This is a genomic window from Aquimarina aggregata, from assembly GCF_001632745.1.
Classification (GTDB): domain Bacteria; phylum Bacteroidota; class Bacteroidia; order Flavobacteriales; family Flavobacteriaceae; genus Aquimarina; species Aquimarina aggregata.
Window position 1 is genome coordinate 119,230 of the sequence record NZ_LQRT01000002.1, and the last position, 26,570, is coordinate 145,799.

24 protein-coding genes are annotated in these 26,570 nt (G+C 31.4%); 15 read left to right on the forward strand and 9 right to left on the reverse strand.

The features are described 5' to 3' along the window. Position 1: 1 nt before the first annotated feature. Entirely contained in the window at positions 2-904 is a 903-nt protein-coding gene (locus tag AWE51_RS02280; protein ID WP_066308909.1) for a geranylgeranylglycerol-phosphate geranylgeranyltransferase, read from the reverse strand. A 63-nt stretch (positions 905-967) separates the two neighbouring features. Beyond that, positions 968-1,441 (reverse strand): 23S rRNA (pseudouridine(1915)-N(3))-methyltransferase RlmH, encoded by a 474-nt coding sequence (gene rlmH / locus AWE51_RS02285; protein WP_066308910.1) that lies wholly within the window; start codon positions 1,439-1,441, stop codon positions 968-970. A gap of 141 nt (positions 1,442-1,582) precedes the next feature. On the opposite strand from rlmH, the gene nadC reads away from it, so the two are divergent. The 7 genes from nadC to priA all read left to right on the forward strand — a co-directional run bounded on the left by nadC (position 1,583) and on the right by priA (position 8,544). Then, entirely contained in the window at positions 1,583-2,440 is an 858-nt protein-coding gene (gene nadC, locus AWE51_RS02290; RefSeq protein WP_066308914.1) for a carboxylating nicotinate-nucleotide diphosphorylase, read from the forward strand. A 10-nt stretch (positions 2,441-2,450) separates the two neighbouring features. Beyond that, positions 2,451-3,374 carry a YihY/virulence factor BrkB family protein gene (locus tag AWE51_RS02295; protein ID WP_066308917.1) on the forward strand — a complete coding sequence of 308 codons (924 nt, stop codon included), beginning with the start codon at positions 2,451-2,453 and terminating at the stop codon, positions 3,372-3,374. Positions 3,375-3,405: 31 nt separating this feature from the next. Beyond that, on the forward strand, positions 3,406-3,966 hold the full coding sequence (locus tag AWE51_RS02300) for a chalcone isomerase family protein (RefSeq protein ID WP_066308922.1): 561 nt from the start codon (positions 3,406-3,408) through the stop codon (positions 3,964-3,966). A 143-nt stretch (positions 3,967-4,109) separates the two neighbouring features. Next, positions 4,110-4,670 carry a chalcone isomerase family protein gene (locus tag AWE51_RS02305; RefSeq protein WP_066308923.1) on the forward strand — a complete coding sequence of 187 codons (561 nt, stop codon included), beginning with the start codon at positions 4,110-4,112 and terminating at the stop codon, positions 4,668-4,670. A gap of 86 nt (positions 4,671-4,756) precedes the next feature. After that, positions 4,757-5,185 (forward strand): DUF2147 domain-containing protein, encoded by a 429-nt coding sequence (locus AWE51_RS02310; RefSeq protein WP_066308924.1) that lies wholly within the window; start codon positions 4,757-4,759, stop codon positions 5,183-5,185. A 108-nt stretch (positions 5,186-5,293) separates the two neighbouring features. Beyond that, positions 5,294-5,860 (forward strand): chalcone isomerase family protein, encoded by a 567-nt coding sequence (locus AWE51_RS02315; protein WP_066308927.1) that lies wholly within the window; start codon positions 5,294-5,296, stop codon positions 5,858-5,860. Between the two features lie 230 nt (positions 5,861-6,090). Beyond that, entirely contained in the window at positions 6,091-8,544 is a 2,454-nt protein-coding gene (gene priA, locus AWE51_RS02320) for a replication restart helicase PriA (RefSeq protein WP_066308928.1), read from the forward strand. Here the strand turns inward: priA and AWE51_RS02325 are convergent. Then, positions 8,541-9,248: a LytR/AlgR family response regulator transcription factor gene (locus AWE51_RS02325; protein WP_066308929.1), complete on the reverse strand. Its 708-nt coding sequence runs from the start codon at positions 9,246-9,248 to the stop codon at positions 8,541-8,543. The genes priA and AWE51_RS02325 overlap by 4 nt on opposite strands. 264 nt (positions 9,249-9,512) lie before the next feature. Beyond that, positions 9,513-10,223 carry a LytR/AlgR family response regulator transcription factor gene (locus AWE51_RS02330; RefSeq protein ID WP_082832284.1) on the reverse strand — a complete coding sequence of 237 codons (711 nt, stop codon included), beginning with the start codon at positions 10,221-10,223 and terminating at the stop codon, positions 9,513-9,515. 216 nt (positions 10,224-10,439) lie between these two features. Between AWE51_RS02330 and rpsF the strand changes: the two genes are divergently transcribed. The 4 genes from rpsF (at position 10,440) to AWE51_RS02350 (ending at position 14,910) form a co-directional block, all read left to right on the forward strand. Then, positions 10,440-10,778 carry a 30S ribosomal protein S6 gene (gene rpsF, locus AWE51_RS02335; protein ID WP_066308934.1) on the forward strand — a complete coding sequence of 113 codons (339 nt, stop codon included), beginning with the start codon at positions 10,440-10,442 and terminating at the stop codon, positions 10,776-10,778. Positions 10,779-10,781: 3 nt separating this feature from the next. After that, positions 10,782-11,078 carry a 30S ribosomal protein S18 gene (gene rpsR, locus AWE51_RS02340; RefSeq protein ID WP_066308935.1) on the forward strand — a complete coding sequence of 99 codons (297 nt, stop codon included), beginning with the start codon at positions 10,782-10,784 and terminating at the stop codon, positions 11,076-11,078. Positions 11,079-11,094: 16 nt separating this feature from the next. Further along, positions 11,095-11,544: a 50S ribosomal protein L9 gene (gene rplI, locus AWE51_RS02345; protein ID WP_066308938.1), complete on the forward strand. Its 450-nt coding sequence runs from the start codon at positions 11,095-11,097 to the stop codon at positions 11,542-11,544. Positions 11,545-11,679: 135 nt separating this feature from the next. Further along, positions 11,680-14,910, forward strand: coding sequence for a TonB-dependent receptor (locus AWE51_RS02350; RefSeq protein ID WP_066308941.1), 3,231 nt, complete (start codon positions 11,680-11,682; stop codon positions 14,908-14,910). Between the two features lie 75 nt (positions 14,911-14,985). Here the strand turns inward: AWE51_RS02350 and AWE51_RS02355 are convergent, their stop codons facing one another. Then, positions 14,986-16,227 (reverse strand): M20/M25/M40 family metallo-hydrolase, encoded by a 1,242-nt coding sequence (locus AWE51_RS02355; protein ID WP_232517325.1) that lies wholly within the window; start codon positions 16,225-16,227, stop codon positions 14,986-14,988. 209 nt (positions 16,228-16,436) lie between these two features. Between AWE51_RS02355 and AWE51_RS02360 the strand changes: the two genes are divergently transcribed. Beyond that, positions 16,437-16,910, forward strand: a complete 474-nt coding sequence (locus AWE51_RS02360; RefSeq protein WP_066308947.1) for a DUF6495 family protein — start codon at positions 16,437-16,439, stop codon at positions 16,908-16,910. An 18-nt stretch (positions 16,911-16,928) separates the two neighbouring features. On the opposite strand, the gene AWE51_RS02365 is transcribed toward AWE51_RS02360, so the two are convergent. Beyond that, positions 16,929-18,164, reverse strand: coding sequence for an ABC transporter permease (locus tag AWE51_RS02365; protein ID WP_066308950.1), 1,236 nt, complete (start codon positions 18,162-18,164; stop codon positions 16,929-16,931). Positions 18,165-18,371: 207 nt separating this feature from the next. On the opposite strand from AWE51_RS02365, the gene hisS reads away from it, so the two are divergent. After that, positions 18,372-19,739 carry a histidine--tRNA ligase gene (hisS, locus tag AWE51_RS02370; RefSeq protein ID WP_066308952.1) on the forward strand — a complete coding sequence of 456 codons (1,368 nt, stop codon included), beginning with the start codon at positions 18,372-18,374 and terminating at the stop codon, positions 19,737-19,739. Positions 19,740-19,831: 92 nt separating this feature from the next. Beyond that, positions 19,832-20,335, forward strand: coding sequence for a hypothetical protein (locus tag AWE51_RS02375; protein ID WP_066308954.1), 504 nt, complete (start codon positions 19,832-19,834; stop codon positions 20,333-20,335). A 67-nt stretch (positions 20,336-20,402) separates the two neighbouring features. Here AWE51_RS02375 and AWE51_RS02380 read toward each other — a convergent pair whose 3' ends face one another. The 3 genes from AWE51_RS02380 to AWE51_RS26945 form a co-directional block, all read right to left on the reverse strand. Next, on the reverse strand, positions 20,403-21,005 hold the full coding sequence (locus AWE51_RS02380; RefSeq protein WP_066308955.1) for a short chain dehydrogenase: 603 nt from the start codon (positions 21,003-21,005) through the stop codon (positions 20,403-20,405). Between the two features lie 409 nt (positions 21,006-21,414). Then, complete coding sequence (locus tag AWE51_RS26840) at positions 21,415-23,187, reverse strand: DUF7452 domain-containing protein (protein WP_198403788.1); 1,773 nt, start codon at positions 23,185-23,187, stop codon at positions 21,415-21,417. 611 nt (positions 23,188-23,798) lie between these two features. Continuing rightward, a complete protein-coding gene (locus tag AWE51_RS26945; protein ID WP_232517326.1) occupies positions 23,799-24,332 on the reverse strand; it encodes a hypothetical protein in 534 nt (177 codons plus the stop codon). Between the two features lie 464 nt (positions 24,333-24,796). Between AWE51_RS26945 and AWE51_RS02395 the strand changes: the two genes are divergently transcribed. After that, positions 24,797-26,470: an endonuclease/exonuclease/phosphatase family protein gene (locus AWE51_RS02395; RefSeq protein ID WP_066308964.1), complete on the forward strand. Its 1,674-nt coding sequence runs from the start codon at positions 24,797-24,799 to the stop codon at positions 26,468-26,470. Positions 26,471-26,570 lie beyond the last annotated feature (100 nt).

Genomic DNA, 26,570 nt, shown 5'->3' on the forward strand with positions numbered 1-26,570 from the left:
TTTATAATAATATAAATTGATAAAGTAATAGAGAAATGGCAGTTACAACAAACAATATTTTTAGGATATTTTTTAAAAGTGAAAATTGTTTATCTGTTTGTGCAGAAAAACTTTTAATCATGAAATATAGCAAAGGAGCAACCAAGCAAAATAATATTAAAATTACAGCAGTACTATTAGAAAATAAATAGGTATAAATATAATATACAATAGCAAGTATCGGAAAAATTGTCAATACCCCAATTAATTTAGAAGTTCTGGTTTTACCTAATAATATTGGTATTGTTTTTATCTCGTTATTATGATCCCGATCTATATGAATACAGTCTTTTATTAACTCTCTTAGCATAGTAATCATAAAAGCAAAGATCGAGTAGTCTAATACAATAGAAAACAGTACAGTTTGTGATTCTTTATTTTTTGGAGTTATAGCAGGTAAAAGATCAAAAATCCCAACTACCACTAGACTTAATCCCGCTAGTAAACTAAAGGTAATGTTCTTAAGACCTATTATTTCTTTTAAATAAGAAGCGTATAAATAAAATACTCCCGATACAATTATAAAAAGAGCAACAAAGCCTGGTTTATTGATCAAGTTAGCTAAATAAAACCCAATACCAACTCCAATTACATTAAAAATAATAAATAATCTATTGGCACTCTTTTCTGTTATTGATCCATATAACAAGCCTTTTATTCCTAGATTTTCACGATCGTAAATTTCAATAATAATATTACCTGCAGCAGCAATAGAAATACTTGAAACAATTAATAAAGCTAAGCCAAAACTATTGAGTGTTATCGCAATACCAAAAGGCTCAAAAAGCCCATATTTAATACATACTTGTGCTAAAGCAATAATGAGTAGGTTGTCAAACTTAATAAGCTTTAGGTAAGGTAACATAGTGTAAGATTATATTTAAGGTTGGTAAATGTAGTAATTAAAATTAAGTAAAGAAATGACTGTCTAACGATGATGGTAAGGTTCATTTTTTAATATTGTAAAACCTCTATATAATTGTTCAACAAAAAATAAACGAACCATTTGATGAGAAAACGTCATTTTTGATAGTGATAATTTGCTATTAGCACGTTGATAGACTTCAGGACTAAATCCATAAGGTCCTCCTATTACAAAAATTAATTGTTTAATCCCACTATTCATATATTTTTGTAAGGCTTCAGAAAATTGAACAGAATCATATTGTTTTCCATTTTCATCCAATACTACCAAAATATCAGAATTTTCTACTTTACTCAAAATTAAAGAACCTTCCTTTTCTTTTTGCTGAGCTTCACTAAGGTTTTTTGAGTTTTTAAGATCGGGAATTACTTCAAAAATAAATTTACCATAAAACCCTAACCTCTTGATATACTTTTGAGTAAGCTCTTCAAGTTGTTTATCGTCAGTTTTACCTATTGCAAGTAATTTAATGGTCATGTGCTATACTAAATAATTGTATTTTTTTTAAAAGTTGTTTCATTGTACTTTGTTGATTTTTATGTTCATAAAAATACCTTGTGCTTCGAACCTCGTACTTCCGACTTCTTTTTTTTACATTAGCAAAAATAACCATTCAATATGATTAGTAAAGCCCAATTTGATAAAGAAATTGATTTGATTATATCCAATGCTATTCGAGAAGATGTTGGTGACGGAGACCATAGCTCGCTGGCATGTATTCCTGGTTCTGTGTCTGGAAAAGCAAAACTTTTGGTTAAAGATAATGGAATTTTAGCAGGAGTAGATTTTGCAAAACAGGTATTTAATTATGTCGACCCCGAAATGATAATAGACATTAAAATTCAGGATGGAGCTTCTGTGAAATTCGGAGACATCGCTTTTTATGTGTCAGGAAAATCACAATCTATCCTAAAAGCAGAACGATTAGTTTTAAATGCTATGCAAAGAATGAGTGCTATAGCTACAAAAACAAATCATTTTGTAAAACTGTTAGATGGAACAGGAACAAAGATTTTGGATACCCGAAAGACTACTCCTGGAATTCGTGCATTAGAAAAGTGGGCAGTAAAAATTGGGGGAGGAGAAAATCATCGATTTGCACTTTATGATATGATTATGCTAAAAGATAATCATATCGATTTTGCAGGAGGTATTACAAAGGCAATCGAGAAAACAAAACAGTATTTATTAGATAATAGTTTAGATCTTAAAATCATTGTAGAAGCCCGTGATCTTAATGAAATTAAAGAAATACTTAAAACTCCAGGAGTATATCGGATATTAATTGATAATTTTAATTACGAAGATACTAAAAAGGCTGTAGCGCTTATAGGTGATACCTGTTTAACAGAATCTAGTGGAGGTATTAATGAAGATACCGTTAGAAAATATGCAGAATGTGGTGTTGATTATATAAGTAGTGGGGCGTTAACTCACTCTGTATATAATTTAGATTTAAGCCTAAAAGCGATATAAGCTAAAATATATGTCAAAAGCAATTGAAGATAAGTTAAGTAAAATTCCTGTGATTAATCTTTTGGTTAAGTTAGGGAAAAAACTTGTTCTTCCTGGTTTTGAAGGATTGTCGGTATATGATTTGATTGAAATCTATGTCATCGGAATTATAAAAGGAACCTTTTCAGCAAGAGCAAGTTCTATCTCATGGAGTTTCTTTCTTTCATTATTTCCATTTTTGCTTTTTCTTTTAAATCTTATCCCTTATGTACCTATTGATAATTTTGAAAATAATTTTTTCGAGTTTATAAATGGAGCATTACCAAAACAAACATCAGTTTTTTTTTCTGGGATTTTTAATGATATAGCCTCAAATCCAAGAGGAGGGTTGTTATCAACTGTATTTATACTTTCAATCTTATTTATGACAAACGGAATAAATGCAGTTTTTTCTGGTTTTGAGTATTCCTATCACGTCAATTTAAATAGAAATTTTGTAAGACAGTATCTTGTGGCACTTGGAGTATCTATAATCGTGGCATCCTTATTGTTAGTTACGGTAATAGGTACATTGTATTTTACATATTTAGTGAATAATTTAAATGAGATAGGAATGGTAGATGATACGTTGTTTTGGCTAACAATCGGTCAATACGCGTTGTTCGTTTTTATGATATTTATTATAGTAGCGACACTATTCTATTTTGGCACTTCAGAAGGAAGAAATAATAAATTCTTTTCTCCAGGTGCTTTTATGACTACTTTTTTGATTATTATTACTACATATTTATTTGGAATTTATATAGATAATTTTTCAAATTATAATAAATTATATGGATCTATTGGAGCCGTATTAATATTAATGCTGTATATATGGCTCAATGCCAATCTATTATTGTTGGGTTTTGAGCTTAATGCCTCATTAAACCAATTAAGAAAGAATTTTGATAAGTAATTTAATTTAACACAAACAGATAATTTTAAGTATGAAAAAACTAAGCGTATTATTTTTAGCATTGGTAACGGTTATATCCGTACAAGGACAAGTAAAAATTGGGGATGCAACTTTACCAAATAATGTAACATTCAATAAAGAAAGTCTCGTCTTTAATGGAGGAGGATTAAGAGAAAAACTCTTTATCGATATTTATGCTGGAGGATTATATCTTAATAAGAAAAATAAAAGTGCAAGTGCAATTGCAGAGGCTGATGAAACCATGGCTATTAAACTACACATTTTATCAGGGCTAATGTCTACAAATAAAATGGCTAATGCATTAAGAGAAGGTTTTGAAAAATCTACAAATGGTAATTTGGCACCTTATCAAGAACGAATAGAAAAATTTATCGGTTTTATTAATAATGAAATCGAGGTTGATCAAGTATATGATATTGTGTATGAAAAAGGTAAAGGAAGTGTTATTTATAAGGACGGAGTAGAAAAAGGATACGTTACTGGTTTAGATTTTAAGGTGGCTCTTTTTAACATTTGGTTAGGAAATAAACCAGCGGATAAGGGACTTAAGAAAGAAATGCTAGGTAATTAGAAATCAATAAAATATAATTGTATTTTTGTTAAAATTAAGGTAGGCATTCGTCATAATGTTGTGCGTGCATAATATTTTTTTATATTTGTTTGCCAACAAAATGTTAAAAAAATCTAATAAGCCCCAATTAAACCTTAATTAACATGAAGAAAATTATTTTAATACTTATTACCTTTTTTTCTTTTACTGCAATTGGACAAATAAGAGTTGGTAAAGCAATTTTACCATATGAGGAAAATTTTGCAGATACAGATTTAAAATTAAACGGAGCAGGAATGAGAGAAATGCTTTGGATAGATTTGTATGCTGGTGGATTATATCTACAAGGTAAAAGTAAAGATCCTAAGATGATCTTAGAATCTGATAAAACGATGGCTATAAAATTAAATATAGTTTCTGGTTTTGTAACACAAAAGAAAATGATCAAAGCAGTGCGAGATGGTTTTCACAAAGCTACCTTTGGTAATACGAAACCTCTAGATAAAAGAATTAATCAGTTTATTAAATTTTTTTCCGAACCTATAGTTAAGAATGATATTTTCGACATAGTTTATATAAAAGATGTTGGAGTAAAAGCTTTTAAAAACGGGAAAGAATTAGGTGTCATAAAAGGTCGTGATTTTAAGTATGCTTTGTTTAAAATATGGCTTGGAGATGAACCTGCAAGTGAAGGTATAAAAAAAGGGATGTTAGGTATCCAATAACCTAGTTCTATTAATATATAAGCTATCTGCAGAGCCGCAGATAGCTTTTCTAGTCTTAATTTCACTAATCAAATTATCAATTTATCATGAACATTTTCAAAACACTTTTTACACTATTACTATTGATTTCTAGTATTGCTAGTGCACAACAAGAAATTGTAGGTGAATGGAAAACTATCGATGATACTACAGGAAAACCAAAATCTATAGTAGAGATTTACAAAGAAGGAGACAAATTCTATGGTAAAATCAAAAGAATATTGAAAGAAGAAGATAGAAGTAAATTATGTATTGAATGTAATGGGGAAGAACATAATCAACCAATAGAAGGTATGGTTATAATCAATGAATTAGAAAAAGACGGGAATGAATACGAAGATGGTACTATCTTAGATCCAGAAAACGGAAAGGTGTATCGTTGTAAAATATGGGTCGATGAAGATAACCCTAAAGTATTAAATGTAAGAGGGTATATTGCCTTTTTATACAGGACACAAAAGTGGTTAAAAGTATAGTTTTTCATAGCAGTTTTAGAGAGGAGTTAAAAATTTAACACTTTTTAACGTTAGTTTTTGGCGTTTTATAGAACTAAACGTATAATTAAACTTTAAAAAAACTAAACCATGAATAAAATAATTACCCTAATAGTTGCATTGACATTCAGTTCAATAGCATCTGCCCAAGTTAGAATTGGAGATATTGTAGTCCCTGAGAAAGTGAATTTTGATGGAGAAGAGTTAGTGTTTAATGGTGGTGGTATGAGAAAAGTGCTGTCATTTAAAACTTACGCAGGTACTTTATATACGCAACAAAAGTATAATGAAGATAAAAAAGTATTAGAATCTGATGAAACAATGGCTATTCGATTAAATATTGCTTCTAAAAAGGTTACTAATGAAAGAATGATAAAAGTATTCAGAAAAGGTTTTGATGATGCTATGTTTGGAAATACTCAAAGTCTAGATGTAAGAATCGAAGATTTTCTTAAGTTATTTGATTCTCCAATGAAGATTAATGATTTTTATGATTTAGTGTATCTAAAAGGAAAAGGAATCAAAACATATAAAAACGGAGAAGAACTAGGTTTTATTAAAGGCCGTGATTTTAAGTACGCTTTATTTAAAATATGGCTTGGAAATGAACCAGCATGCGAAATAATTAAAGGAGGAATGCTAGGAGAAACGAAATAAAAATAGATTTTTATAAAATACGAAAATAGCCTGATCAAATCATGATCAGGCTATTTTCGTATTTTATGAGAGTAGACTTTATTTATTTTATTTCTATGTTAGAATAGCGTAAATCAGTAATAAAGTAACTAAAAATGACTTCTAGACATATTATTTGACTTTCTAGAGACTAAACTTGTATTTTTGTAGGCTAGAACCTGTTTAGTCTATTTTTTCTTTATACCTCGTTAATGTCATACTTTATAGATGTAATTCTTCCTATACCACTCGATAAAGAGTTTACTTATAGTATAAATAGTAGTGAAGCAGCTTTTGTAAAGCCAGGTATGAGAGTAGCAGTTCAATTTGGAAAAAGTAAAATTTATGCTGCTCTGGTTACTGTAGTGCATCAAACACCTCCTATTGTTTATGAAGCAAAAGAGATAGAACATATTTTAGACGAATCTCCTATTGTTACAAAGGATCAACTAAAGCTTTGGTCTTGGATTTCTAGTTATTATATGTGTACTAAAGGAGAAGTGATGAGAGCTGCCTTACCAAGCGCTTTCTTGCTCGAAAGTGAAACTATTGTTCTTAAAAACGAGAACAATACGGTAGATGAACTTCTTTTAAAAGATGATGAATTCTTAGTCTTTGAGGCATTACAATATCAAAGTTTACTTAGAATTCAGGAAATAATGAATATTGTAAGTAAGAAAAATGTACTTCCGGTTATAAAAAGATTACTAGAAAAGGAAGTAATTACTGTACAAGAAGAGATTTATGAGCAATATAAACCAAAGATTGTTAGATATATTAAACTTGATCAAGAGTATAAAGAAGAAGAAGCTTTAAAATTATTGCTTGATTCGCTTACTCGGGCTCCAAAGCAACGAGAAGTATTGATGCAATTATTTACTTTAGAAGCTCAAACTTCAAAACCGATTAAAGTAACTGAACTTGTTAAAAAATCAAATAGCTCCAGTGCAGTTATAAAGACTTTAATTGATAAAAATATTCTAGAAGAGTATCATGTTCAAACCGATAGAGTGCATTATGAAGCCGATACTCAGTACGAAAGTAAAAAGCTTAATGAATATCAAGATATAGCCTTTAAGGAGATAAAAGAGTCTTTTAATACAAAAGATGTTTGTTTGTTACACGGTGTTACTTCTTCCGGAAAAACAGAGATATATGTAAAACTTATAGAGGAAACTATTAAACAAGGTAGACAGGTTTTGTATTTATTGCCAGAAATAGGTTTGACAACTCAGCTTATTAGTAGGTTGCAACAATATTTTGGAGAAAAACTTACTGTGTATCATTCTAAGTATTCTGTAAACGAAAGAGTAGAGGCATGGAATAATGTCAAAGGTGCTAAATCAAAGGCTCAAATAGTTATTGGAGCCAGATCAGCTATATTTCTGCCATTTACAAACCTGGGTCTCATTATTGTTGATGAAGAGCACGAAAGTACCTTTAAACAATATGACCCTGCACCGAGATATCATGCAAGAGACACTGCTATTGTATTAGGCCATATGTTTAAGGCAAAAGTGCTATTGGGGTCTGCTACACCTTCATTAGAAACCTATTATAATGCGATAAAGAATAAATTTGGTTTAGTAAAACTGACTAGAAGGTTTGGTAATGTTCTTATGCCAGATATCAATTTAGTCGATGTAAAGACGAAGTATAAGAAGAAACAAATGACAGGGCATTTTAGTGATACACTATTAGAAGGAATTCAAGATGCTTTGAGAGAAAAAGAACAGGTTATTCTTTTTCAAAATAGAAGAGGATATTCTCCTGTTGTAGAATGTAACACATGTGGGCATTCTCCACAATGTCCAAACTGTGATGTTAGTCTTACCTATCATAATCATAGAAATCAATTAAGGTGTCATTATTGTGGTTATAATATGGCAATGTTGTTGCAATGTATGGCTTGTAATAGTACAGAACTACAGACTAAAGGTTTTGGGACAGAACAGATAGAACAAGAGCTCAAAGAACTTTTTCCTGATTATAAGATAGGTCGTATGGATCAAGATACTACCAGGGGGAAATATGGTTATGAAAAGATCATAAATAGTTTTGAACAAGGAGAAATTGATATTTTAGTTGGTACGCAAATGTTGTCAAAAGGTTTGGATTTTAGAAATGTAACTCTTGTTGGTATAATGAATGCAGACAATTTGCTTAATTTTCCAGATTTTAGAGCACATGAGCGCAGTTTTCAATTGATGCAACAAGTTGCAGGACGAGCCGGAAGAACAAAGAAAAGAGGAAAGGTTTTAATTCAAACATATAATCCGTATCATCAAATTCTTCAACAAGTATCAATAAATGACTTCCAGGGGATGTACAAAGATCAAATAGAAGAACGACATCAATACAAGTATCCTCCTTTTTTTAGAATCATAAAAATTACAGGAAAACATAAAGACTATAATAAAGTCAATAGTGCAATAGACTGGCTTGCACGTTCTCTTAGAAATTCATTTCATGAAAATGTTTTAGGACCAGAATTTCCTCCAATATCAAGAATAAGAAATCAATATCATAAAAATATATTGATTAAAATACCACAAAAACAATCTTTATCAAAAACTAAAGACATTATAAAAAAGATACATACTTCTTTTGCAACTATAAAAGAGTTTTCAGGAGTAAGAATTATTATAAATGTAGATAATTACTAGTTGTTTAACGCTTCTATTAAAGAATGTTTTTTATGTCTACTAAGGGGTATTTTTTCGTCTGCAATTTCTATATTACGACTATTGTAGCGTTCAACTTTGTCAAGGTTAACTATATAAGACTTGTGTATTCTTAAGAATCGATCACTTGGTAATTGTGCTTCAAAAGATTTCATAGTAGCTAAAACTACAATTGGATCTCCTTCTTCCATAATAAGTTTTACGTAATCACCTAAAGCCTCGACATATTTTAATTGACTAAGAAAAATCTTCCTTTTCTTTAAATTACTTTTTACAAATATATAATCATCATCCTCTACAACTGCACTTTCAGTCCCTAAACGAGACATACTTAATGCCTTTTCTACTGCCGCGTTGAAACGATCCTTTTTTAATGGTTTTCTTAAGTAATCTACTGCATCATAATCAAAAGCTTTAAAAGCGTATTTTGTTTTTCCTGTAACAAAAATGATATGAGGTTTATTTTCTAAATCATCTAAAAGGTCAAAACCAGTAAGTATTGGCATTTCAATATCCAGAAATAAAAGATCTACTTGAGTATCTAATAATCCATTCTTAGTCTCAATAGCATTATTCCATTCTGCCACTAATTCTAGTGAAGAATGTTCATCTATTAGTTTGACTATAGCGAGTCTTTGAAGGCGAGAGTCATCTACTACCGCACATTTTAATTGAGATTGTTCCACTTGTGTAGTGTTATATATTCTATTTACAATATTAATGAATATAAATTATTCCAACAAACAATTTGGGTTTTTTGTCGATAAAAGTTAGTGTTTCATCGAGCTAGTAGCCTTGTTTATGAATAGTGTTTTGTCTTGGTTAATCGGTATAACTCCCTATTTTACAGCTATTTTTAAGCTTAGCTGTTACGTGTTGTCAATCAATCTATTTAACAAAATTAAGAACAAAATACTTGCATTATATAATTAGAATTTTGTTCAAACCGATTACATAAAATTTAAAATGTCCTTTAATTCCTGTTTTTTTTGTCGACTAATAGGTATCGTTTCGTTTTTGATTTCCATATATCTAGTCGTAAAGTTTTCGATTTTTTCTAGATTTACAATAAATGATCTGTGTGCTCTAAAGAATTTTTTATTAGGAAGTAATGATTCTAAATATGTCATGGTTCCTGTAATTACTAATGAATTGTTTCCTTCTAAATGAACTTTTGCAAAGTCTCCCATAGCAGAAATATATAAAATATCATTCAGATACACTTTATGCTGTTTTGTGCCACTTTTAATAAATATTGAAGGAAAATATGTATTAGGCTCTATGTTCGATTTTGAATTATAAACTTGTAAAACTTTTTCTATTGCTGTTCCAAAACGATTTGATCTTAGTGGTTTTTTTAAAAAATCGATAGCGTGATAATCAAATGCTTTATGAGCATATTTTGACTTTCCAGTAACAATAACAACATGTGGTTTGTTTTCTAAGTCATCAAGAAATTTAAAACCATTTAAGACAGGCATTTCTATATCAAGAAATAAAACATCTGCTTTTACGTCAAGTAAAGCATTTTTAGCTTCAATAGCATTGTTCCATACTCCAACAAGCTCTAATTGACAATATTTTTTAATTTGATTTGTAATTGCTAAACGTTGTGTAGGGGAATCATCAACAACGGCACATTTTATTTGAGGCTTTTTCATTGTATTTGGTTTTATGATAATACAATAGTAATGATATTTTTGTTTAAAACATGAGCAAAAGTGTATTTTATCGATGAATTGTGCTTTATAACGATGAATTGAATGCCTTTGAAGATTTTGCAGTGCTAAAATAGAGAACTCTTTTACGTATCATTTTGAATATTACAAAAAATAACATTACTTTTGCAGCCAATTTTTAATTTAAAATAGATTTTTATGAATCATTACGAAACTGTTTTCATCTTGAATCCCGTTTTATCTGATGACCAGATAAAGGAAACAGTTAAGAAATACGAAGACATTCTTGTTTCTAACGGTGCCAAGATGATATCCAAAGAGGATTGGGGGCTTAAAAAGCTTGCTTATGCAATCCAACACAAAAAAAGTGGTTTTTATCACTTATTTGAATACCAGGTGCCTGGTGAAGTAATCAACGCATTAGAAGTTGAGTACAGAAGAGATGAAAGAGTAATGCGTTACCTTACTGTACGTTTGGATAAACACGCTATTGCTTGGGCAGAGAAAAGAAGAAATAGAAACAAACAAAAAGCTTAAGATATGTCATCTATAGAACAACAAGCTAAAGGAAAAAAAGACGGAGAGATCAGATATCTTACTCCTCTTAATATAGATACTACTAAAAACAAAAAGTATTGTCGTTTCAAAAAATCTGGTATTAAATATATTGATTATAAAGATCCAGATTTCTTAATAGCATTTGTAAATGAACAAGGTAAATTGTTACCTCGTCGTCTTACAGGAACTTCATTAAAATATCAACGTAAAGTTAGTGTTGCTGTAAAAAGAGCAAGACATTTAGCTTTAATGCCATACGTTGGTGATTTATTAAAATAAAATTCGTCATAACACTATGGAACTTATATTAAAGAGAGACGTCGAGAATCTAGGATTTGCAGACGATGTAGTAGAAGTGAAAAATGGTTATGGACGTAACTATTTAATCCCACAAGGTGCTGCTGTTTTAGCTACTCCTTCTGCGAAAAAAGTATTAGCTGAGACTTTAAAACAACGAGCTTTTAAAGAAAAGAAAGAAGTAGAAGATGCAGAAAAAGTTGCAAAAAAACTTGGTTCATTCGAGTTTAAAATTGCCGCTAAAGTAGGATCTGGAGACAAGTTATTTGGATCTATTTCTAACGCAGATGTTTCTGAAGCTTTTGGTAAAGAAGGTGTTGAGTTAGAAAAGAAATTTATAACTGTACCTGGTGGAACTATCAAACGTTTAGGACAATATGAAGCGTCTGTTCGTCTTCATAGACAAGTAGTTGTTCCTGTTGCTTTTGAAGTTATTCCTCAGAAATAATTAATAAATGGTTAATAACTAGTTATCATACGGTTAATAACTGTTTTATAATATAAAAGAAAATCGCTCATTCGAGCGATTTTTTTATTTTACTTTATATGCACAATTCATTATTCACATAAATTTACAAATTCAATGAAAAAAATTTTCATGGCAATTTTTGTATTGACTTGTATTATTAGTAATGCTCAAGTCACTACCTCTAATATTTCTGGTGTCGTTTATGATTTAGAAAAACAATTATTACCAGGGGCAAATATCACAGCACTTCATGAACCTACAGGAACAAGTTATGGTGGGACAACTAATTTTGACGGACGGTTCGATTTAATTAACTTAAGAGTTGGTGGACCTTATACCATTTCAATAAGCTATGTTGGGTTTAAAAAACATGTTATAAATGATGTTTTTTTGCAATTGGGACAAACTTTCAATGCAGAGATAATATTACAAGAGGATGATAATCAACTCGAAGAAGTTATTATTACATCAAATAAAAGTACAACTTTTAGTAGTGAAAGAACAGGAGCAGAAACTAGTATTGGTAGTAGAGAATTAAAATCGCTGCCTACAATTACTAGGTCAGCAGCTGATTTTTACAGATTAGAGCCTACCGCATCCAGTAATGGTTCTTTTGGAGGAAGAAATGACCAGTTTAATAATTTTAGTTTAGATGGATCTATTTTTAATAATCCATTTGGGTTAGATGCAGCAACACCAGGTGGACAAACAAATGCCCAGCCAATCTCATTAGATGCAATTGATCAAATACAAGTGGCTACAGCTCCTTATGATGTGACTCAAGCAGGATTTACAGGAGCATCGGTAAATGCTGTAACTAAAAGTGGTACGAATCGATGGAAAGGTACTGTTTATGGGTTTTATCGTAATCAAGATATGACAGGTGATAAAGTTGGAGATGATGATATAATTGTTCCAGATCTAACACAAGCGCAATATGGAGTAAGTGTAGGAGGGCCTATTATTAAGAATAAACTTTTCATCTTTGGAAATTTTGAAAAAGATGATCGTGAAGATTTAGGTTCAAATTTTTTAGCCGCTAGACCAGGATTAACAGGAGCAAATGTATCTAGAGTATCTGCTGAAGATTTAGATTTTGTATCAGAGCAATTAAGAACATTAGGATATGAAACAGGTGCATACGAAGGGTATACTCATGATACCGAGTCTACCAAGGGTCTTCTTAAATTAGATTGGAATATAAACGATAATCATAGAATGGCTATAGTGTATAATTTTTTAAATGCGTCTAGAGATTTACCAGCAAATAGAGAAGCAATAGGTAGAAGGGGACCAGACTTAACTACGTTGCAATTTAGAAACTCAGGATATCAAATCAATAATAAGATTAGTTCATTTTTAGTTGAATTAAATTCTAATTTTGGAGGAAATATATCTAATAAATTTCAGGCAGGTTATACTTCTTTTGATGACAGTCGAGATCCTTTTTCTACACCAGCACCACCAATTAATATTCAGCAAGAAGGAGTTCGATATATCGTAGCTGGGCACGAGCCTTTTTCAATTAATAATAATTTGAAACAAAAAGTATATCAGATTACAAATAACTTAAATATTGTAACGGGAAATCATACAATTACTTTAGGTGCTAGTTTCGAGAGATTTGAATTCGATAATTCTTTTAATCTTGGGGTATATGATTTAGCAGCAAATCCTGCAGCTGGTCAAGGTCCTGTAAGTACATTTTTTGATGCTTTTCAGAGTGTGAGGATTGATCCAACTAATCCAGGTACAAGTTTTGAAGATGCTGTTAATAATGGAACTATAGCCGCTGCATTAGCAAATGCTCAAAACGTTTTTGATACTAACAATGCCTCAGGAAATTGGGCTTTGGCAGAAACAAATGTTGGTCAACTTGCCTTTTATGCTCAGGATAAATGGAAAATGAACGATAAGTTTACGCTAACTTATGGTTTAAGAATCGATCAGCCACTGTATTTTGACACCGTTGATAAGATCGCAGAAAATATTGAAAGAGGAGCAGGGGGAACGTTCCCAGATGGTAATTACCAGCCAGGAATCACGTATTTTGATCAAAACGGTAGTCCAACACAATTAAATAGTTTGGATTTACCAACAAGAAGGTTATTAGTGTCTCCTAGACTTGGTTTTAATTATGATGTTAAAGGAGATAAAACTTTTCAAATAAGAGGGGGGACGGGTATTTTTACAGGGCGTTTACCTTTTGTTTGGATAGGAAACCAAGTGGCAAATCCAAATTTCTTTTTTTATACAACTTCAGCTCCTGATTTTCAGTTTCCACAGGTATTTAGAAATAGTTTAGGAATCGATTATAGATTTAAAAATGGTATAGTAGCATCAACAGATGTAATTTATACAGAGGATATCAATGCTCAAATGGTAAGAAATTTTGGTTTAGGAACTCCTACTGGTACACTCACTGGAGCTGATAATAGGGTTATTTATCAACTTTCTGATAGAGCAGTAAATGAATTTGGAGGTCCAACAAACGCATATGTTTTTACAAATACTAATGTAGGGTATTCTTTTAATTGGTCTTTTAAACTACAAAAGAATTTTAGCAATGGTATATTTGCCAGTGTTGCCTATAATTACTTAGAAGCTGAAGATGCAAGTTCTCTAGATGCAGAAATTTCTAGTGATGCATTTGATAGAAATCCGGCTTTAGGTAATGTGAACCAGGCTGTTAGTTCAACGGCACGATATGGAGATAAACATAGAATTGTAGGGCAACTTAATAAATCCTTTAGCTATGGTAAAAATAAACAATGGAGAACCTCTATCGGTGCTTTTTATGAATATGCACAAGGTGGAAGGTTCTCATATACATACTCTGGTGATATAAACGGAGACGGTTCGCCACTTAATGATTTGATTTATATTCCTACACAAGCCGATTTGGCAACATTTAATTTTAGTGGAACGGCCGCAGAACAACAAACACAAAGACAGGCGTATGAAGCATATATTCAGCAAGATGAATATTTAAGTGGACGTAGAGGTAGTTATGCAGAAAAGTATGCTATTTTAAGTCCTTGGAGAGGAAGATGGGATGTTAAATTTCTACAAGATTATGATATACAAGTGGGAGAACGAACCAACACGATTCAATTAAGTTTGGATATTCTAAATTTTGGAAACTTATTAAGTTCTGATTGGGGAGTAATAGAAATCCCTGTTAATGATCAACCTATTGGAGTTTCTTTTGATGCAGTAGCAGACCCAGGAAGAACAAATCCAATCTATACTTTTGACCCGTCACAAACTAAAACATTTGCAAATGATTTTAGTCTTGATTCAAGATGGCAAGCACAAGTTGGATTACGATATATATTTAATTAATTGGGCAAATTTTGTAATTGATTTAATAAAATCCATCGCTATGGTTGTAGCGATGGATTTTTTATATCTGGAAATTTAATTTTGGATTAGTCTGTAAAGTAATAATGCTGTACGTTTTGTAAGCGCCTCAAAAGTTGTTAAATCTAAAGATTCTTTGGGTGTATGGGCTCCTTTACCCATGGTACCAAGCCCATCTAGACAATCTACATAATCAGCAACAAAAGAAGTGTCGGCAGCTCCTCTTTTTCCGGGATCGTAAGCTTTTACTTCTCCTTGATCAAGATCGTTACTAACAGCATTTAATATTTTTAATAATTTGAGATTTCCTGCGGTAGGTTGCATAGAGGGATAACTATCTGTAAAACTTATTTTTGCTGAAGTATGAGGTAAGTTTTTTTCGACAATGGCACTCATTTTTGATCGAGTATTTTCTTTTTGTTCTTCTGATATAAAACGTAATCCTCCTTTTACTATAACTGTTTGCGCTACAACATTGTTCTTACCAAAAGCTTCTCCTTTATTTAATTCTTTATTAAAATCAATATCAGTTCCGCCTAAAATTACCCCGGGATTAAAGGTTAAAAATTCTTCTCCTTTAACTTCTGTATAAAAAGAGTTTAAAATTCTTGAAGCTTCAAAAATTGCTCCAGCTCCAATATTTTCATTAAAAATACCTGAAGAATGGGCTCTTTTTCCTTTAACTTCAAGTTTCCATCCAGAAGATCCTCTTCGAGCAACAGTAGCATAATTAAATCCTGTTGACGTTTCAAAACCTAGCGCGATGTCATTGTTTTTTGCAGCTTCGATTAAATCTTTTCGGCTAATGTCTAATGGCTGTCCAGTACTTTCTTCGTCTCCTGTAAATGCAATAGTTATTTGAGCATTTTCTAATAAATTACTTTCGTGTAATGCCTTTAACGCATATAATACAATTACATTACCTCCTTTCATGTCGTTTACTCCAGGGCCATAAGCAGTATCTCCTTCAATTTTAAATTGTTGAAAAGGACTGTCTTTTTCAAAAACAGTGTCTAGATGACCAATGAGCAATATTTTTTTTCCTTTTGTACCCTTTGTTTTAGCAAATAAATGTCCAGCACGATTTACTTTTTTAGGCATTTCTATCCATTTCGTATCCAGCCCAATATTGTCGAATTCCTTTTTAAAAACATTTCCGACTTCTTTAACACCTAAATGATTCATGGTGCCACTGTTAAGATTTACTACTTTTTCTAAAAATAATAGTGCAGATTTATGATTAGTTTCTACAGATGCGATGATGTTCTTTTCAATGTTAGATAATTTTTGAGCCTGCATAGTATTTATTAGAAAAAATAAAAAGATGTATAAGATCGAAATTTTAATTGATCTAGTCATAATTAAGAAAGTATTGCGTGTAAAATATAAAGATAAGAACTTTAAAGTGCAAAGATCATTGGTTTTCAATGTAAACCTTAATAAGAACCTCTTAATTGTTTTATGAATCCTGATTTTATAGTTATTTTTGCGGTCAATTTTTTTAGAAAATGAAATACGCTAGATTAACAAAAGAACAGTTAGAAGAACTACATGTAGAGTTTATTAATTTCTTAGCTACTCAATCTATTACTGCTGATGAATGGAGTGATATTAAAGCTAATAAACCAGATGTAGCAGAAGAAGAGATTGATATTTTTAGTGATTTAGTTTGGGAAAAAGTATTAGACAATGCCCAATATCTTGAGCATTTTTCTAAAGATCAAATTCATTTGTTTGAACTTAAGGATAATGAAATGCTTCTGATTGCTATCAAAATTAATAATGAAGATATAGATGTCACTACACAGGCAGGGTATGACTGGTTGCGTGATAATTTATTGAATGATGAAGTCGTATTTTATAATGCCTCTAAGGCATATAGTGATGATAAAAATCTTGATAAATTTACACTAATACAAAAAGGAGCTTCTATTACAAAAGGTCAATTATTCAATTATTTTGCCAAATTAGTCGAAGATTGAAAAGAATAATTAATGTTATTATTCGTACCTAAGCGATTCAATAGGATCTTGATTAGCTGCTTTTACAGCCGGATACAATCCAGAAACTACTGCAGTCAAAAATGAGGTAACCACGGCTGCTACAATAGCAAGCCAAGGAATGGTAAATTCAAAATTTGATATAGATGCAGCAAGACTACCAACTGCAATACCTAGAATTATACCTATAAGACCTCCAAATTGCCCTATGATAACAGTTTCTAGAAAAAACTGACCAGAAATAGTATGTTTTTTAGCGCCTAGTGCTTTACGAACCCCTATTTCTCGAGTACGCTCTGTTACCGATACAAGCATAATGTTCATTAATGCTATCGAGGATCCAAAAACTGTAATAATACTTATAATCCATGCTGCGTAATAGAGGTACGAAGTAATGTTCGATATTCTGTTGATAAGATCATCACTACGTTCTAAACCGAAATTGTTTTCTTCAACAGGACTAAGTCCTCTGATATTTCTAAATGTAACTATGGCTTCATCTTGGGCGCCTTCTAAGAATTGTTTATCATCAACTTTAACACTGATGTTATAATTTATATTTGGTAAGGTAAATATAGACCGTGCTAGTTGTAAAGGAATTAATACCTTTAAATCTTGATTATTTCTAAAAGTCGCTCCTTTACTTTCTAGAAGTCCAATTACTTTAAATTTCACACCGCGAATGCTAATTGTCTTTCCTATCGGATTTGTGTTTTTAAATAAGTTTTTTGTAAAATCAGAACCTATTAAACAGACATGATTGTTATTCTGGATATCGAAAAACGTAAAGTTTCGACCTTTATCAATTTCTGTACCCGTGTTTTCAAGATAATTCTCGTTAACACCAAGAACAGAAGCCTCAGGATCTGTTTTTTCATTTTCATATTTTACTTCAGCTCCTCTGGTTCCTGTAAAGGATACTGACGTTTTTGAAAACGGATATTGAAATTTGTCATTAAATGCTCTTACATTTCTATAGTTAATAATAGGATTTATTTTTTCTCTATCCCTATTATTACGAGTATTAAACTCATACCGTTGCAGATTAAATGTATTTGCTCCCATAGAGGCAAAGTCACCTGTTATAGTTTTTTCTAAAGCGCCTAAAAATGTTAAGATACCTACTAATGCAGTTATACCTATTGCTATAATTAAAATCGTAAGAATGGTTCTTAATACTTGCCCTTTTATAGAGTCCATTGCAATACGAATATTTTCTCTAAGAAGTGAAAACATAGTAGGTGTATAAAATGTGTTTTTAGTATATGACTACAAAAAGCAATTAAAGTTACTTAAAAAACTAGATTTTTTGTGTTTAGAAGAAATGACTTTGTAGTTTTTTTAGATATTTGCAGCCCTAATGGTTTTTAATTTTTATTGTTCTGATTTAAGTTTTTGATAATCAGTAGTTCAATTAAAAACCTTTAAATTAAAAAGAATACAATGGCACAAAAACCTTCAATACCAAAAGGAACTAGAGATTTTTCACCTATCGAGGTAGCAAAAAGACATTATATTATTGATACCATAAAGGAGCAGTTTCAATTGTTTGGTTTTCATCCAATAGAGACTCCGAGTTTTGAAAATAGCGATACCCTTATGGGCAAATATGGCGAAGAAGGTGATCGATTAATTTTTAAAATATTAAATAGTGGTGATTATTTAAAGAAAGTTGATGATGCATTGTACGATAGTAAGGATAGTACAAAAATGACGAGTAAAATTAGTGAAAAAGCTTTACGCTATGATCTAACCGTACCTTTTGCACGTTATGTTGTACAACATCAAAATGAAATTGACTTTCCTTTTAAGCGATATCAAATCCAGCCTGTATGGCGTGCCGATAGACCCCAAAAAGGTAGGTTTAGAGAATTTTTTCAATGTGATGCAGATGTAGTTGGAAGTAAGTCTCTATGGCAAGAAGTAGACTTTATTCAATTATATGATAGCGTTTTTTCAAAACTGAAGCTTGATGGAGTTACCATCAAGATGAATAATAGAAAAATATTATCAGGTATAGCAGAAGTTATTGGAGCCAGTGATAAACTAATAGATTTTACTGTTGCTCTTGATAAGCTTGATAAAATAGGAGAAGAAGGAGTTAAGAAAGAGATGTTGTCTAAAGGGATTTCTGAAGATGCAATAACTAAAGTACAACCACTTTTTAATTTTGAAGGAAATACAACAGAAAAAATTAATAAATTAAAAGATTTATTAAATTCTTCTGAAGAAGGTATGCAAGGCGTAAAAGAATTAGAGTTTATCGTAAAGGCTATTCAAACAATTCCTCTACAATGCGCTACTTTGGACTTAGATGTTACTTTGGCAAGAGGCTTAAATTATTATACCGGAGCTATCTTTGAAGTTGCGGCTCCCGAAAACGTAAAAATGGGATCCATCGGTGGCGGTGGACGTTATGATGATCTTACAGGTATTTTTGGATTAAAAAATGTGAGTGGAGTAGGAGTTTCTTTTGGATTAGATAGGATTTATTTAGTACTGGAAGAATTAGATTTATTTCCTGAAACAGTGGCACCAGTAACAAAGGCGTTGTTTATTAATTTTGGTGAAGCCGAAGCATTATATTCTTTAAAAGCAATTAATAAATTAAGAAAAGAAGGGATATTAGCAGAGTTATATCCAGATGCGACTAAAATGAAAAAGCAAATGAATTACGCTAATAAAAAAGGTGCGAAATACGTTATACTTGCGGGTGATTCTGAATTAAAGAATGAAACGTTTACTGTCAAGAACATGGAGTCGGGTACCCAAAACGAAATGAATTTTGATGAATTAAAAGCACTGTTGTAATAAAAAATTATTAATTTAATACTTTCAAGCTAAACCTTATCGTTATAGATAGATATTTTTAGATAGCTATTTATTATTTTAAAATTTAAATTATGAAAAAGAACATTTTTGCTACTTTTTTGTGCTTAATGTTGGTGATAGTCGTTTCATGTAAGAAAGACCCTAAATCGGATAAAGTTGACATTGTTGAAACCGCTGTAGATTCTACTGCTATTGCTGCAGAAGAAGCATTAAAAGAAAAAGCAATATCTCAAAAGAAAAAAAAATCAACAAAGAAAAAAAGTTCTAAAAAGAGCGGAGCTAAAAAAAATAAGAAAAGCACCAAACTTGTTCGAATCCCTGGTACGTCTGCAAGTACAAAGAATGCCGACGTTCAAAAGTATATAAGGGATTATGAGAAATATATGTCAAATTATAAAAAAGCTGTCGAAGCAAGTGATATGGACTCTTTTCTTAAGTTAAATTCTGCAAGTAATAGTCTTACAAAACAGTATGATTTGCTTATAAATAAGCTACCTGGTGAAGAAATAGAGAAGTTAAGTCAATATATGCAGGTAAAATCAAAACAAATGAATGCGTTATCAGCTCAGATGTAGCCCTAAAAAGATATAATATAAAAAAACCATCTTAAATCTAGATTTAAGATGGTTTTTTTATAAAGATTTATTCATAAAATCGTATAATTTGACCGTTCGTTTTTCCTTCTACACTTCTTGCATAAGCGTTAACTACTTTATTCATTGGTACAGGATTATGTCCAGGAAAGTAATCCTTGTATTTTTCATAGGCATCTTCTACCATTCCTAAAGAAACAACATTAACACGTATTCCGTTTTCTACCTCCAAAGCTACAGCTTGTACAAAACTATGGATACCTCCATTTACCATTGCAGCACTAGTAGTTTTGACAACAGGATCATCAGCTAGAATACCAGTAGAAAGGGTTATCGACCCATTTGGATTTAAATAATGTTGACCTATGCGAACAATATTGACTTGTCCCATTAGTTTACTTCTTAAACCAATATAATAATCTTCTTCGGTTAATTCATTAAAATTAGCCCATTTCGCTTCTCCGGCGATACACAGTATAGCGTCTACCTTACCAAGCTTTTCAAACATTGCCGCTATAGAGTCACTATTGGCAATATCGACATTTACATCACCGTTACTTCTTCCTGCGATAATAATTTCGTGTTTTTTTGCAAAATATGATGAGACTTTTTTACCTATGGTACCGTTTCCCCCGATGATTAGTATTTTCATATGATTTTTTAAATATTAGGTTGTTAAAAAAGAGTTTTGTCAAAAAAAAAAAGAGAACCTAAGTTAATCATTACATCTGAATTTTATTTGGTAGAATTAGTATTATTATCAAAACAGAAATTGTAACTGGTTTTCAAAGGAATAAGTGTCGTAAAAAAAATATTTTTAAAAAAAATATCAAAATATTTTGTTAATTTACGGTTTTACCGTAAGTTTGTTCCAGTCAAAATTGCAAAAGGGGATAACCCTTAACGTAAACATATAGATTTAATCGGTGCAGCCCTAACCTGCACCTTTTTTTATTTTTGATTGGTAATGAACTACCCAGATTTAATAGTACTGGATAGTTCATTTTTTTTATATTATCTGTTATATAAAAGTAAAGGAGGCAATGAGAAAGGTAAGACTACTAATTAATTATAATCATTTTACGTGTCCCTACTATCTTACCATTTATTATTAATGAGTAAAAGTAAACCCCAGGATTTAGATTCTCCTTTTTAAGTGAAACTTCGTGCTGATCTTTTCTTATCGGGATAGTTAATATTTTTTGTCCTTTACTATTAGCGACCAAAAGTTCTCCACTTTTATAAGTACCAATATCAGGAATTTTAATAACTGTTTTGTCTGAAAAAGGATTAGGGCTATTAGATAATTCGGTATATGATTTTTCAACTGAGCTTTTGATATCCTGAGTATTTTTAGCCAATAAAGGTACTAGCGACCGATTATTTCTATTCCATAACGATCCCCCAAAGCCTCCTGTTCCTGCAGTTCTTGAAAGTTGATTGATATTGTTGACTCTTAAAGTAAGGTTTCCATGATTATTAATATTTCCTTTTGGGACATCTGCCCAAGTAAGATTAATTGTATTTCCAGAACGGGATCCTATCGCAATGTTAGACCATGTTGGTATTCCTGAACTAAAATTACGTTCGCCATACCATACGACAATAGAGCCGATTTGTCTTATATAATAAAAACCATTATCATTTCCTCGCCACCTTCCAGTTAAGGTGCTGTTAGATTGAAAACCTGCAACTCTACTACCTGGTAGATTAGAAGGTCTCGTTTCTTTTGACCAGCTTGATCCACCAAAATTAGAACCAGAAAGTTTATAAATTATAGATTCGCTTACATTAGTTTCTAGTATGAGTTTTCCTCTTCCTTGAAATCGACCTTTAGGAACATCATAAAATTCACCGTGAATTTGAGTTCCGTTAACTTCTCCTATAAAAACATTGGCCCAGTTACCCGAGGGGTGTTCTCCAAACCAATATATATTTTTTCCGACCTGTCTAACATAATAATGACCATTGTCATTACCCTCAAAATGACCATTCAAGTTTGAAGCTGAGGGATTGTAAGCTATTACGTTAAATTTTGCATTTGCAGGGATTGGTTGTGTGTCCTCATTATATAATGTCCATTTACTGCCGTTATACCATGCTCCAACTTCATGAGGATTATAAGGACCACTAGTTCCCCAGTTATTGGTTACAAAAACAAAAGCTCCGGGCTTATTGTTACTTTGAGCATTATCCAAAATTGTGATATGACTGTTTCCAGCTGATGAAGCTGTGTGTACGTAGGTTCTGGAATTGTTGATAAGGATATTAAATTTTGCTCCTACAGGCATGCTTGCAAAATCTTGATTAAAGATCCTCCACTTCCCGCTAGCATAATATACACCCAAGGAATGGGGGTTATAAGTTCCTGTCCAATGCTGTGTTAATATAATTTTAGCATCTGGTCTATTATTAGTAGTTGGATGGTCAATGGTAGTAATATGGCTATTAGTGTTAGAAGAAGTGGCTGAATGCACAAAAGCTCTTCTTGGAGAATCTGGCCCTACGAGGATATTAAATTTCGTATTATTTGTCATAGCACTTCTGTCTTGGTTGAAAATTTTCCATTTACCACCAGAATAATAGACACCAATAGGAGAAGTGTGATATGGACCAGAACCATAATCATGAGTAACAAATACTTTTGCATTCGGTTTTCCGTTAGTTGTAGGATTGTCTATCGTGGTAGTGTTACCACTAATATTTGATGTGGTGGCAATGTGTTTGAATATATCAGGTTGGCTCCATCCATTATATCCAAAACATAAGATCATAAAAACTAGATAACGAGTCCAGTCTATAAATGTGTTAATTCTTGTTTTTTTTGTTTTCATAATATTGTAAGTTTTAAAAGTTAAAATAATTACCCCCTTTACTATTGTATTAAGATCTACTTGTTTTAGTAAGTGCATTACTTAATATGTTTATGATATTTGCAGTGTTACTAAATGTTATTCAGAATTGGTTTCAAACCATATTTTTAAATGTCTAGGTTTAGGGTTTTAATTATGACAATAGCCATTGAAATCAACCAATGAATTAGGGATACGATGTTTACTCTGATTACCATTGGATTCAGATAGAGGGAATACTACTTACATAGGGTTTTAATGCACGTATTTATTTGATTTTTTTGTTCTAAGTGATATACCTACATTTTACCTTTTTTTATGTTCGAAATGCACACAAAAAAACCGTTTTCAAATCAATGTTTGAAAACGGGGTTGATATATGATGTAAGTAATAAGTGGTTGACGTTAAGTGAATTAAATATAATAATCTAAAGGAAATAAAAACTAAATAAATTGTTAAATATTGATAGTTACTAGTAATCATTGATGATTCTATCGTAATAAAATTTACAGTAACAGTCTTTTACCTGATCGATTCTGGGGTATATAACCCTCTATTGATAACATTATAATGAATAAGACTAGTTGATAAATCAATCCACCTTTCTTTTCAAACCTAATATAAAGCCGATAATACATAGACCATATAGAAATAGACATGCTACAGATAATAAGCCATATAATATAAAAGCAGCTCTGCCACTTATCGAATCAATATAACGATATACTATTAATGGTATCTCTAGAGTGTGAAACACAAATATTCCAATACTGGCAGATATACTAATGTCAAGAATGGGTATAATCTCATCAGTCATTATGTAATCGTAAAGCAGTAATATCACTGCGATCAGAACAAATAGAATATTGTATGCATAAAGTAATCTATGAAATTCAACAAAAAAACCATCCGTCGTCACCAATTGGGTACCACAAATGCAAATAAAGAGTAGTATTAATACTCGTAAAAACCCTTTTATCCACCGGATATGTGTTTGTTGTTCTATAAAATAGATGTAGAACAAGCCACTTATAATAGTGTAAACATTATATACCCATACATTGGTCGAAAAAAATCCATTTTTTAAGTTAACTAATAAGGGGATATGTTCTATGTAATAAGGCATCAGACCAAATACATATTCAACAAAAACTGTGAACCATAAAAAATAGACTAAATAACGTATAGATCGTTTAGTAACACGACGTTTTCTGATGTAAAGCGTTCCAGCGATAGCTGCTAAAAGCTCCAAGGTAAGAATAGAAATTAAAAACCACATAATGACTTATAAAATTAGGCTAATTATGGGGTAATAATTGATAGCATTATAACGAGAAGTAAAGATAAAAAAAATAGCATCAAAAAATGATGATCAAAGCAAAGTAAATAACCTCCTTAGATTAAGACTATAAGATCAGAAATAAAGTTTAATATAGAGTTGATATGTAATTTAATAGATAAAATCAATCCGACTTTTAACTTAACAGAAGTTTAATTGAGACTTAGTATAGTTAGGTTTAAAATAAAATATTTTCACTAGGATATAACAGAGAAACTGTTATGCTTAAAACCTAATTAATTATAGTGAAAATGAAAAGAAAATACGTATTATCAAGTCTGGTATTACTTTGTGTTATTAACCTAATTCAAGGACAAAGTACTTTGAAAGTAATGACTTTTAATAAATTATTTACAACAAGTTCTAGAACAGTACTTGATGTTATTAGATCGTCTGATGCAGATATTATTGGAATTCAAGAGTCGTATGGAGCAGCACGAAGTGTGGCTAACTCTTTAGGGTTTTATTATCATACAAATAGTCAGAGTGAAGCGATTATTTCTCGTTACCCTATTATTTCTACCAATACATATGGTGTTAAAGTAAAACTACCAGAGGGATTAGAAGTTTTTGTTTTTAATGCCCATTTGACATCATATCCCTATGGGCCATATGATATACGCGATGGTCAAATTACATCAGAATTAAAAGCTATTAACTCAGCTAATAGAGCACGTTCGGCTCAAATGATAAAAATAGTGAATGAGATACAAAAAATGGTGCCTTCTGGAACTCCAGTTTTTTTTACTGGTGATTTTAATGAACCTAGTCACTTAGATTGGACACAACGTGCAGCAGATGAAGGAATTCATATGATGAAAGTAAATTGGCCAACAAGTCAACGCGCAACTAGTATTGGCCTGAAAGATTCATGGCGCATAGTTTACCCTAATGAAATATTAGATCCTGGTAATACATGGACTCCTAATAGATCAGCAAATGAGGTTTATGATCGAATCGATATTATCTATCATCGAGGAGAAAATGTTATCGCTAAAAAGGCCGTACGATATGGACCAACTGGTGATGAAGCAGAAATATTGTTAAATAATTATGCTAGTGATCATAGAGCAATGATGGTTTTCTATGAAATACCAAAACCTGATAATGGAGGGAATATAAGCTACGGTGAGAATTTGATAAAACAAAGTAGTGCAGAGCAAAGTAATCTTGATGCATGGATCCAAGTATCAGGGACCAGTAAACGTGTTCAGGGAGGGCAAAGTGGCTATCCTGATGCTAAAGATAAAGACTATTTTTTTTGGTTAGGTAATTCTGGTACGGGTGAAATCTATCAGAATATAGATGTCGAAAAATATAGAGCCACTATCGATGCAGGCAAACAATCCTTTTTATTTAATGGCTTTACTAGATCATATCGTGGTCGCGATAGAAGTCGAATTAAAGTAGCATATATAAGTGATAGTGAAATTGTATTAGATACTTATGACAGTGATTGGAGAAACACTAGTAGTAATTGGGAACAAATAAATGATGAACGAATAGCTCCCGTTGGTACTCGTAAAATAAAAGTGAGTTTATTTAGTCAGCGAAATAGCGGTACGTCTAATGATGGTTATTTTGATGACTTAACGCTAAAAACTGGAATAAATAATGATGTTCGTGTTGACAACTCAATAGATAAAACTGGTCCGATTGATACTACTGCAAGATTTTCAAATGAAAGTCTTTCCTTCAACGTTTGGCCAAACCCTACAGTGGATAATATTAATTTTTCCCGCAACGAAAATATAAGGGGAGAAGTTACAATTATAGATATGGTGAACCGAATTAAAAAAAGAGTTAACGTTAGTGCAGAAAGGAATACTAAAATCTCGATTAGAGATTTCCCAAAAGGTGGTTATATATTTCAATTTACGGATGAGTACGGAACTATTTATAGAGAATTTATCTTTATAAAATAGTGCTTTTAGCACAAAATAAAGTGTGTCATTAAATCAAAGAATCTCTATTTTACATCTATTTAATTAATATTTGTTCAAAAAAATTTGAAGAATAGTAGAA

What these genes read in the sequence shown, in the direction of transcription:
- AWE51_RS02365 (WP_066308950.1), bottom strand. Translation starts at nt 18,164, where the DNA reads ATGTTTTCACTTCTTAGAGAAAATATTCGTATTGCAATGGACTCTATA.
- AWE51_RS02300 (WP_066308922.1), top strand. Translation starts at nt 3,406, where the DNA reads ATGAAAAAACTAAGCGTATTATTTTTAGCATTGGTAACGGTTATATCC.
- AWE51_RS02295 (WP_066308917.1), top strand. Translation starts at nt 2,451, where the DNA reads ATGTCAAAAGCAATTGAAGATAAGTTAAGTAAAATTCCTGTGATTAAT.
- AWE51_RS02330 (WP_082832284.1), bottom strand. Translation starts at nt 10,223, where the DNA reads ATGAAAAAGCCTCAAATAAAATGTGCCGTTGTTGATGATTCCCCTACA.
- AWE51_RS02380 (WP_066308955.1), bottom strand. Translation starts at nt 21,005, where the DNA reads ATGAAAATACTAATCATCGGGGGAAACGGTACCATAGGTAAAAAAGTC.
- AWE51_RS02280 (WP_066308909.1), bottom strand. Translation starts at nt 904, where the DNA reads ATGTTACCTTACCTAAAGCTTATTAAGTTTGACAACCTACTCATTATT.
- nadC (WP_066308914.1), top strand. Translation starts at nt 1,583, where the DNA reads ATGATTAGTAAAGCCCAATTTGATAAAGAAATTGATTTGATTATATCC.
- rpsR (WP_066308935.1), top strand. Translation starts at nt 10,782, where the DNA reads ATGTCATCTATAGAACAACAAGCTAAAGGAAAAAAAGACGGAGAGATC.
- AWE51_RS02350 (WP_066308941.1), top strand. Translation starts at nt 11,680, where the DNA reads ATGAAAAAAATTTTCATGGCAATTTTTGTATTGACTTGTATTATTAGT.
- rlmH (WP_066308910.1), bottom strand. Translation starts at nt 1,441, where the DNA reads ATGACCATTAAATTACTTGCAATAGGTAAAACTGACGATAAACAACTT.
- rpsF (WP_066308934.1), top strand. Translation starts at nt 10,440, where the DNA reads ATGAATCATTACGAAACTGTTTTCATCTTGAATCCCGTTTTATCTGAT.
- hisS (WP_066308952.1), top strand. Translation starts at nt 18,372, where the DNA reads ATGGCACAAAAACCTTCAATACCAAAAGGAACTAGAGATTTTTCACCT.
- AWE51_RS02375 (WP_066308954.1), top strand. Translation starts at nt 19,832, where the DNA reads ATGAAAAAGAACATTTTTGCTACTTTTTTGTGCTTAATGTTGGTGATA.
- AWE51_RS26840 (WP_198403788.1), bottom strand. Translation starts at nt 23,187, where the DNA reads ATGAAAACAAAAAAAACAAGAATTAACACATTTATAGACTGGACTCGT.
- AWE51_RS02395 (WP_066308964.1), top strand. Translation starts at nt 24,797, where the DNA reads ATGAAAAGAAAATACGTATTATCAAGTCTGGTATTACTTTGTGTTATT.
- AWE51_RS02305 (WP_066308923.1), top strand. Translation starts at nt 4,110, where the DNA reads ATGAAGAAAATTATTTTAATACTTATTACCTTTTTTTCTTTTACTGCA.
- AWE51_RS02360 (WP_066308947.1), top strand. Translation starts at nt 16,437, where the DNA reads ATGAAATACGCTAGATTAACAAAAGAACAGTTAGAAGAACTACATGTA.
- AWE51_RS26945 (WP_232517326.1), bottom strand. Translation starts at nt 24,332, where the DNA reads ATGCCTTATTACATAGAACATATCCCCTTATTAGTTAACTTAAAAAAT.
- priA (WP_066308928.1), top strand. Translation starts at nt 6,091, where the DNA reads ATGTCATACTTTATAGATGTAATTCTTCCTATACCACTCGATAAAGAG.
- AWE51_RS02310 (WP_066308924.1), top strand. Translation starts at nt 4,757, where the DNA reads ATGAACATTTTCAAAACACTTTTTACACTATTACTATTGATTTCTAGT.
- AWE51_RS02315 (WP_066308927.1), top strand. Translation starts at nt 5,294, where the DNA reads ATGAATAAAATAATTACCCTAATAGTTGCATTGACATTCAGTTCAATA.
- rplI (WP_066308938.1), top strand. Translation starts at nt 11,095, where the DNA reads ATGGAACTTATATTAAAGAGAGACGTCGAGAATCTAGGATTTGCAGAC.
- AWE51_RS02355 (WP_232517325.1), bottom strand. Translation starts at nt 16,227, where the DNA reads ATGCAGGCTCAAAAATTATCTAACATTGAAAAGAACATCATCGCATCT.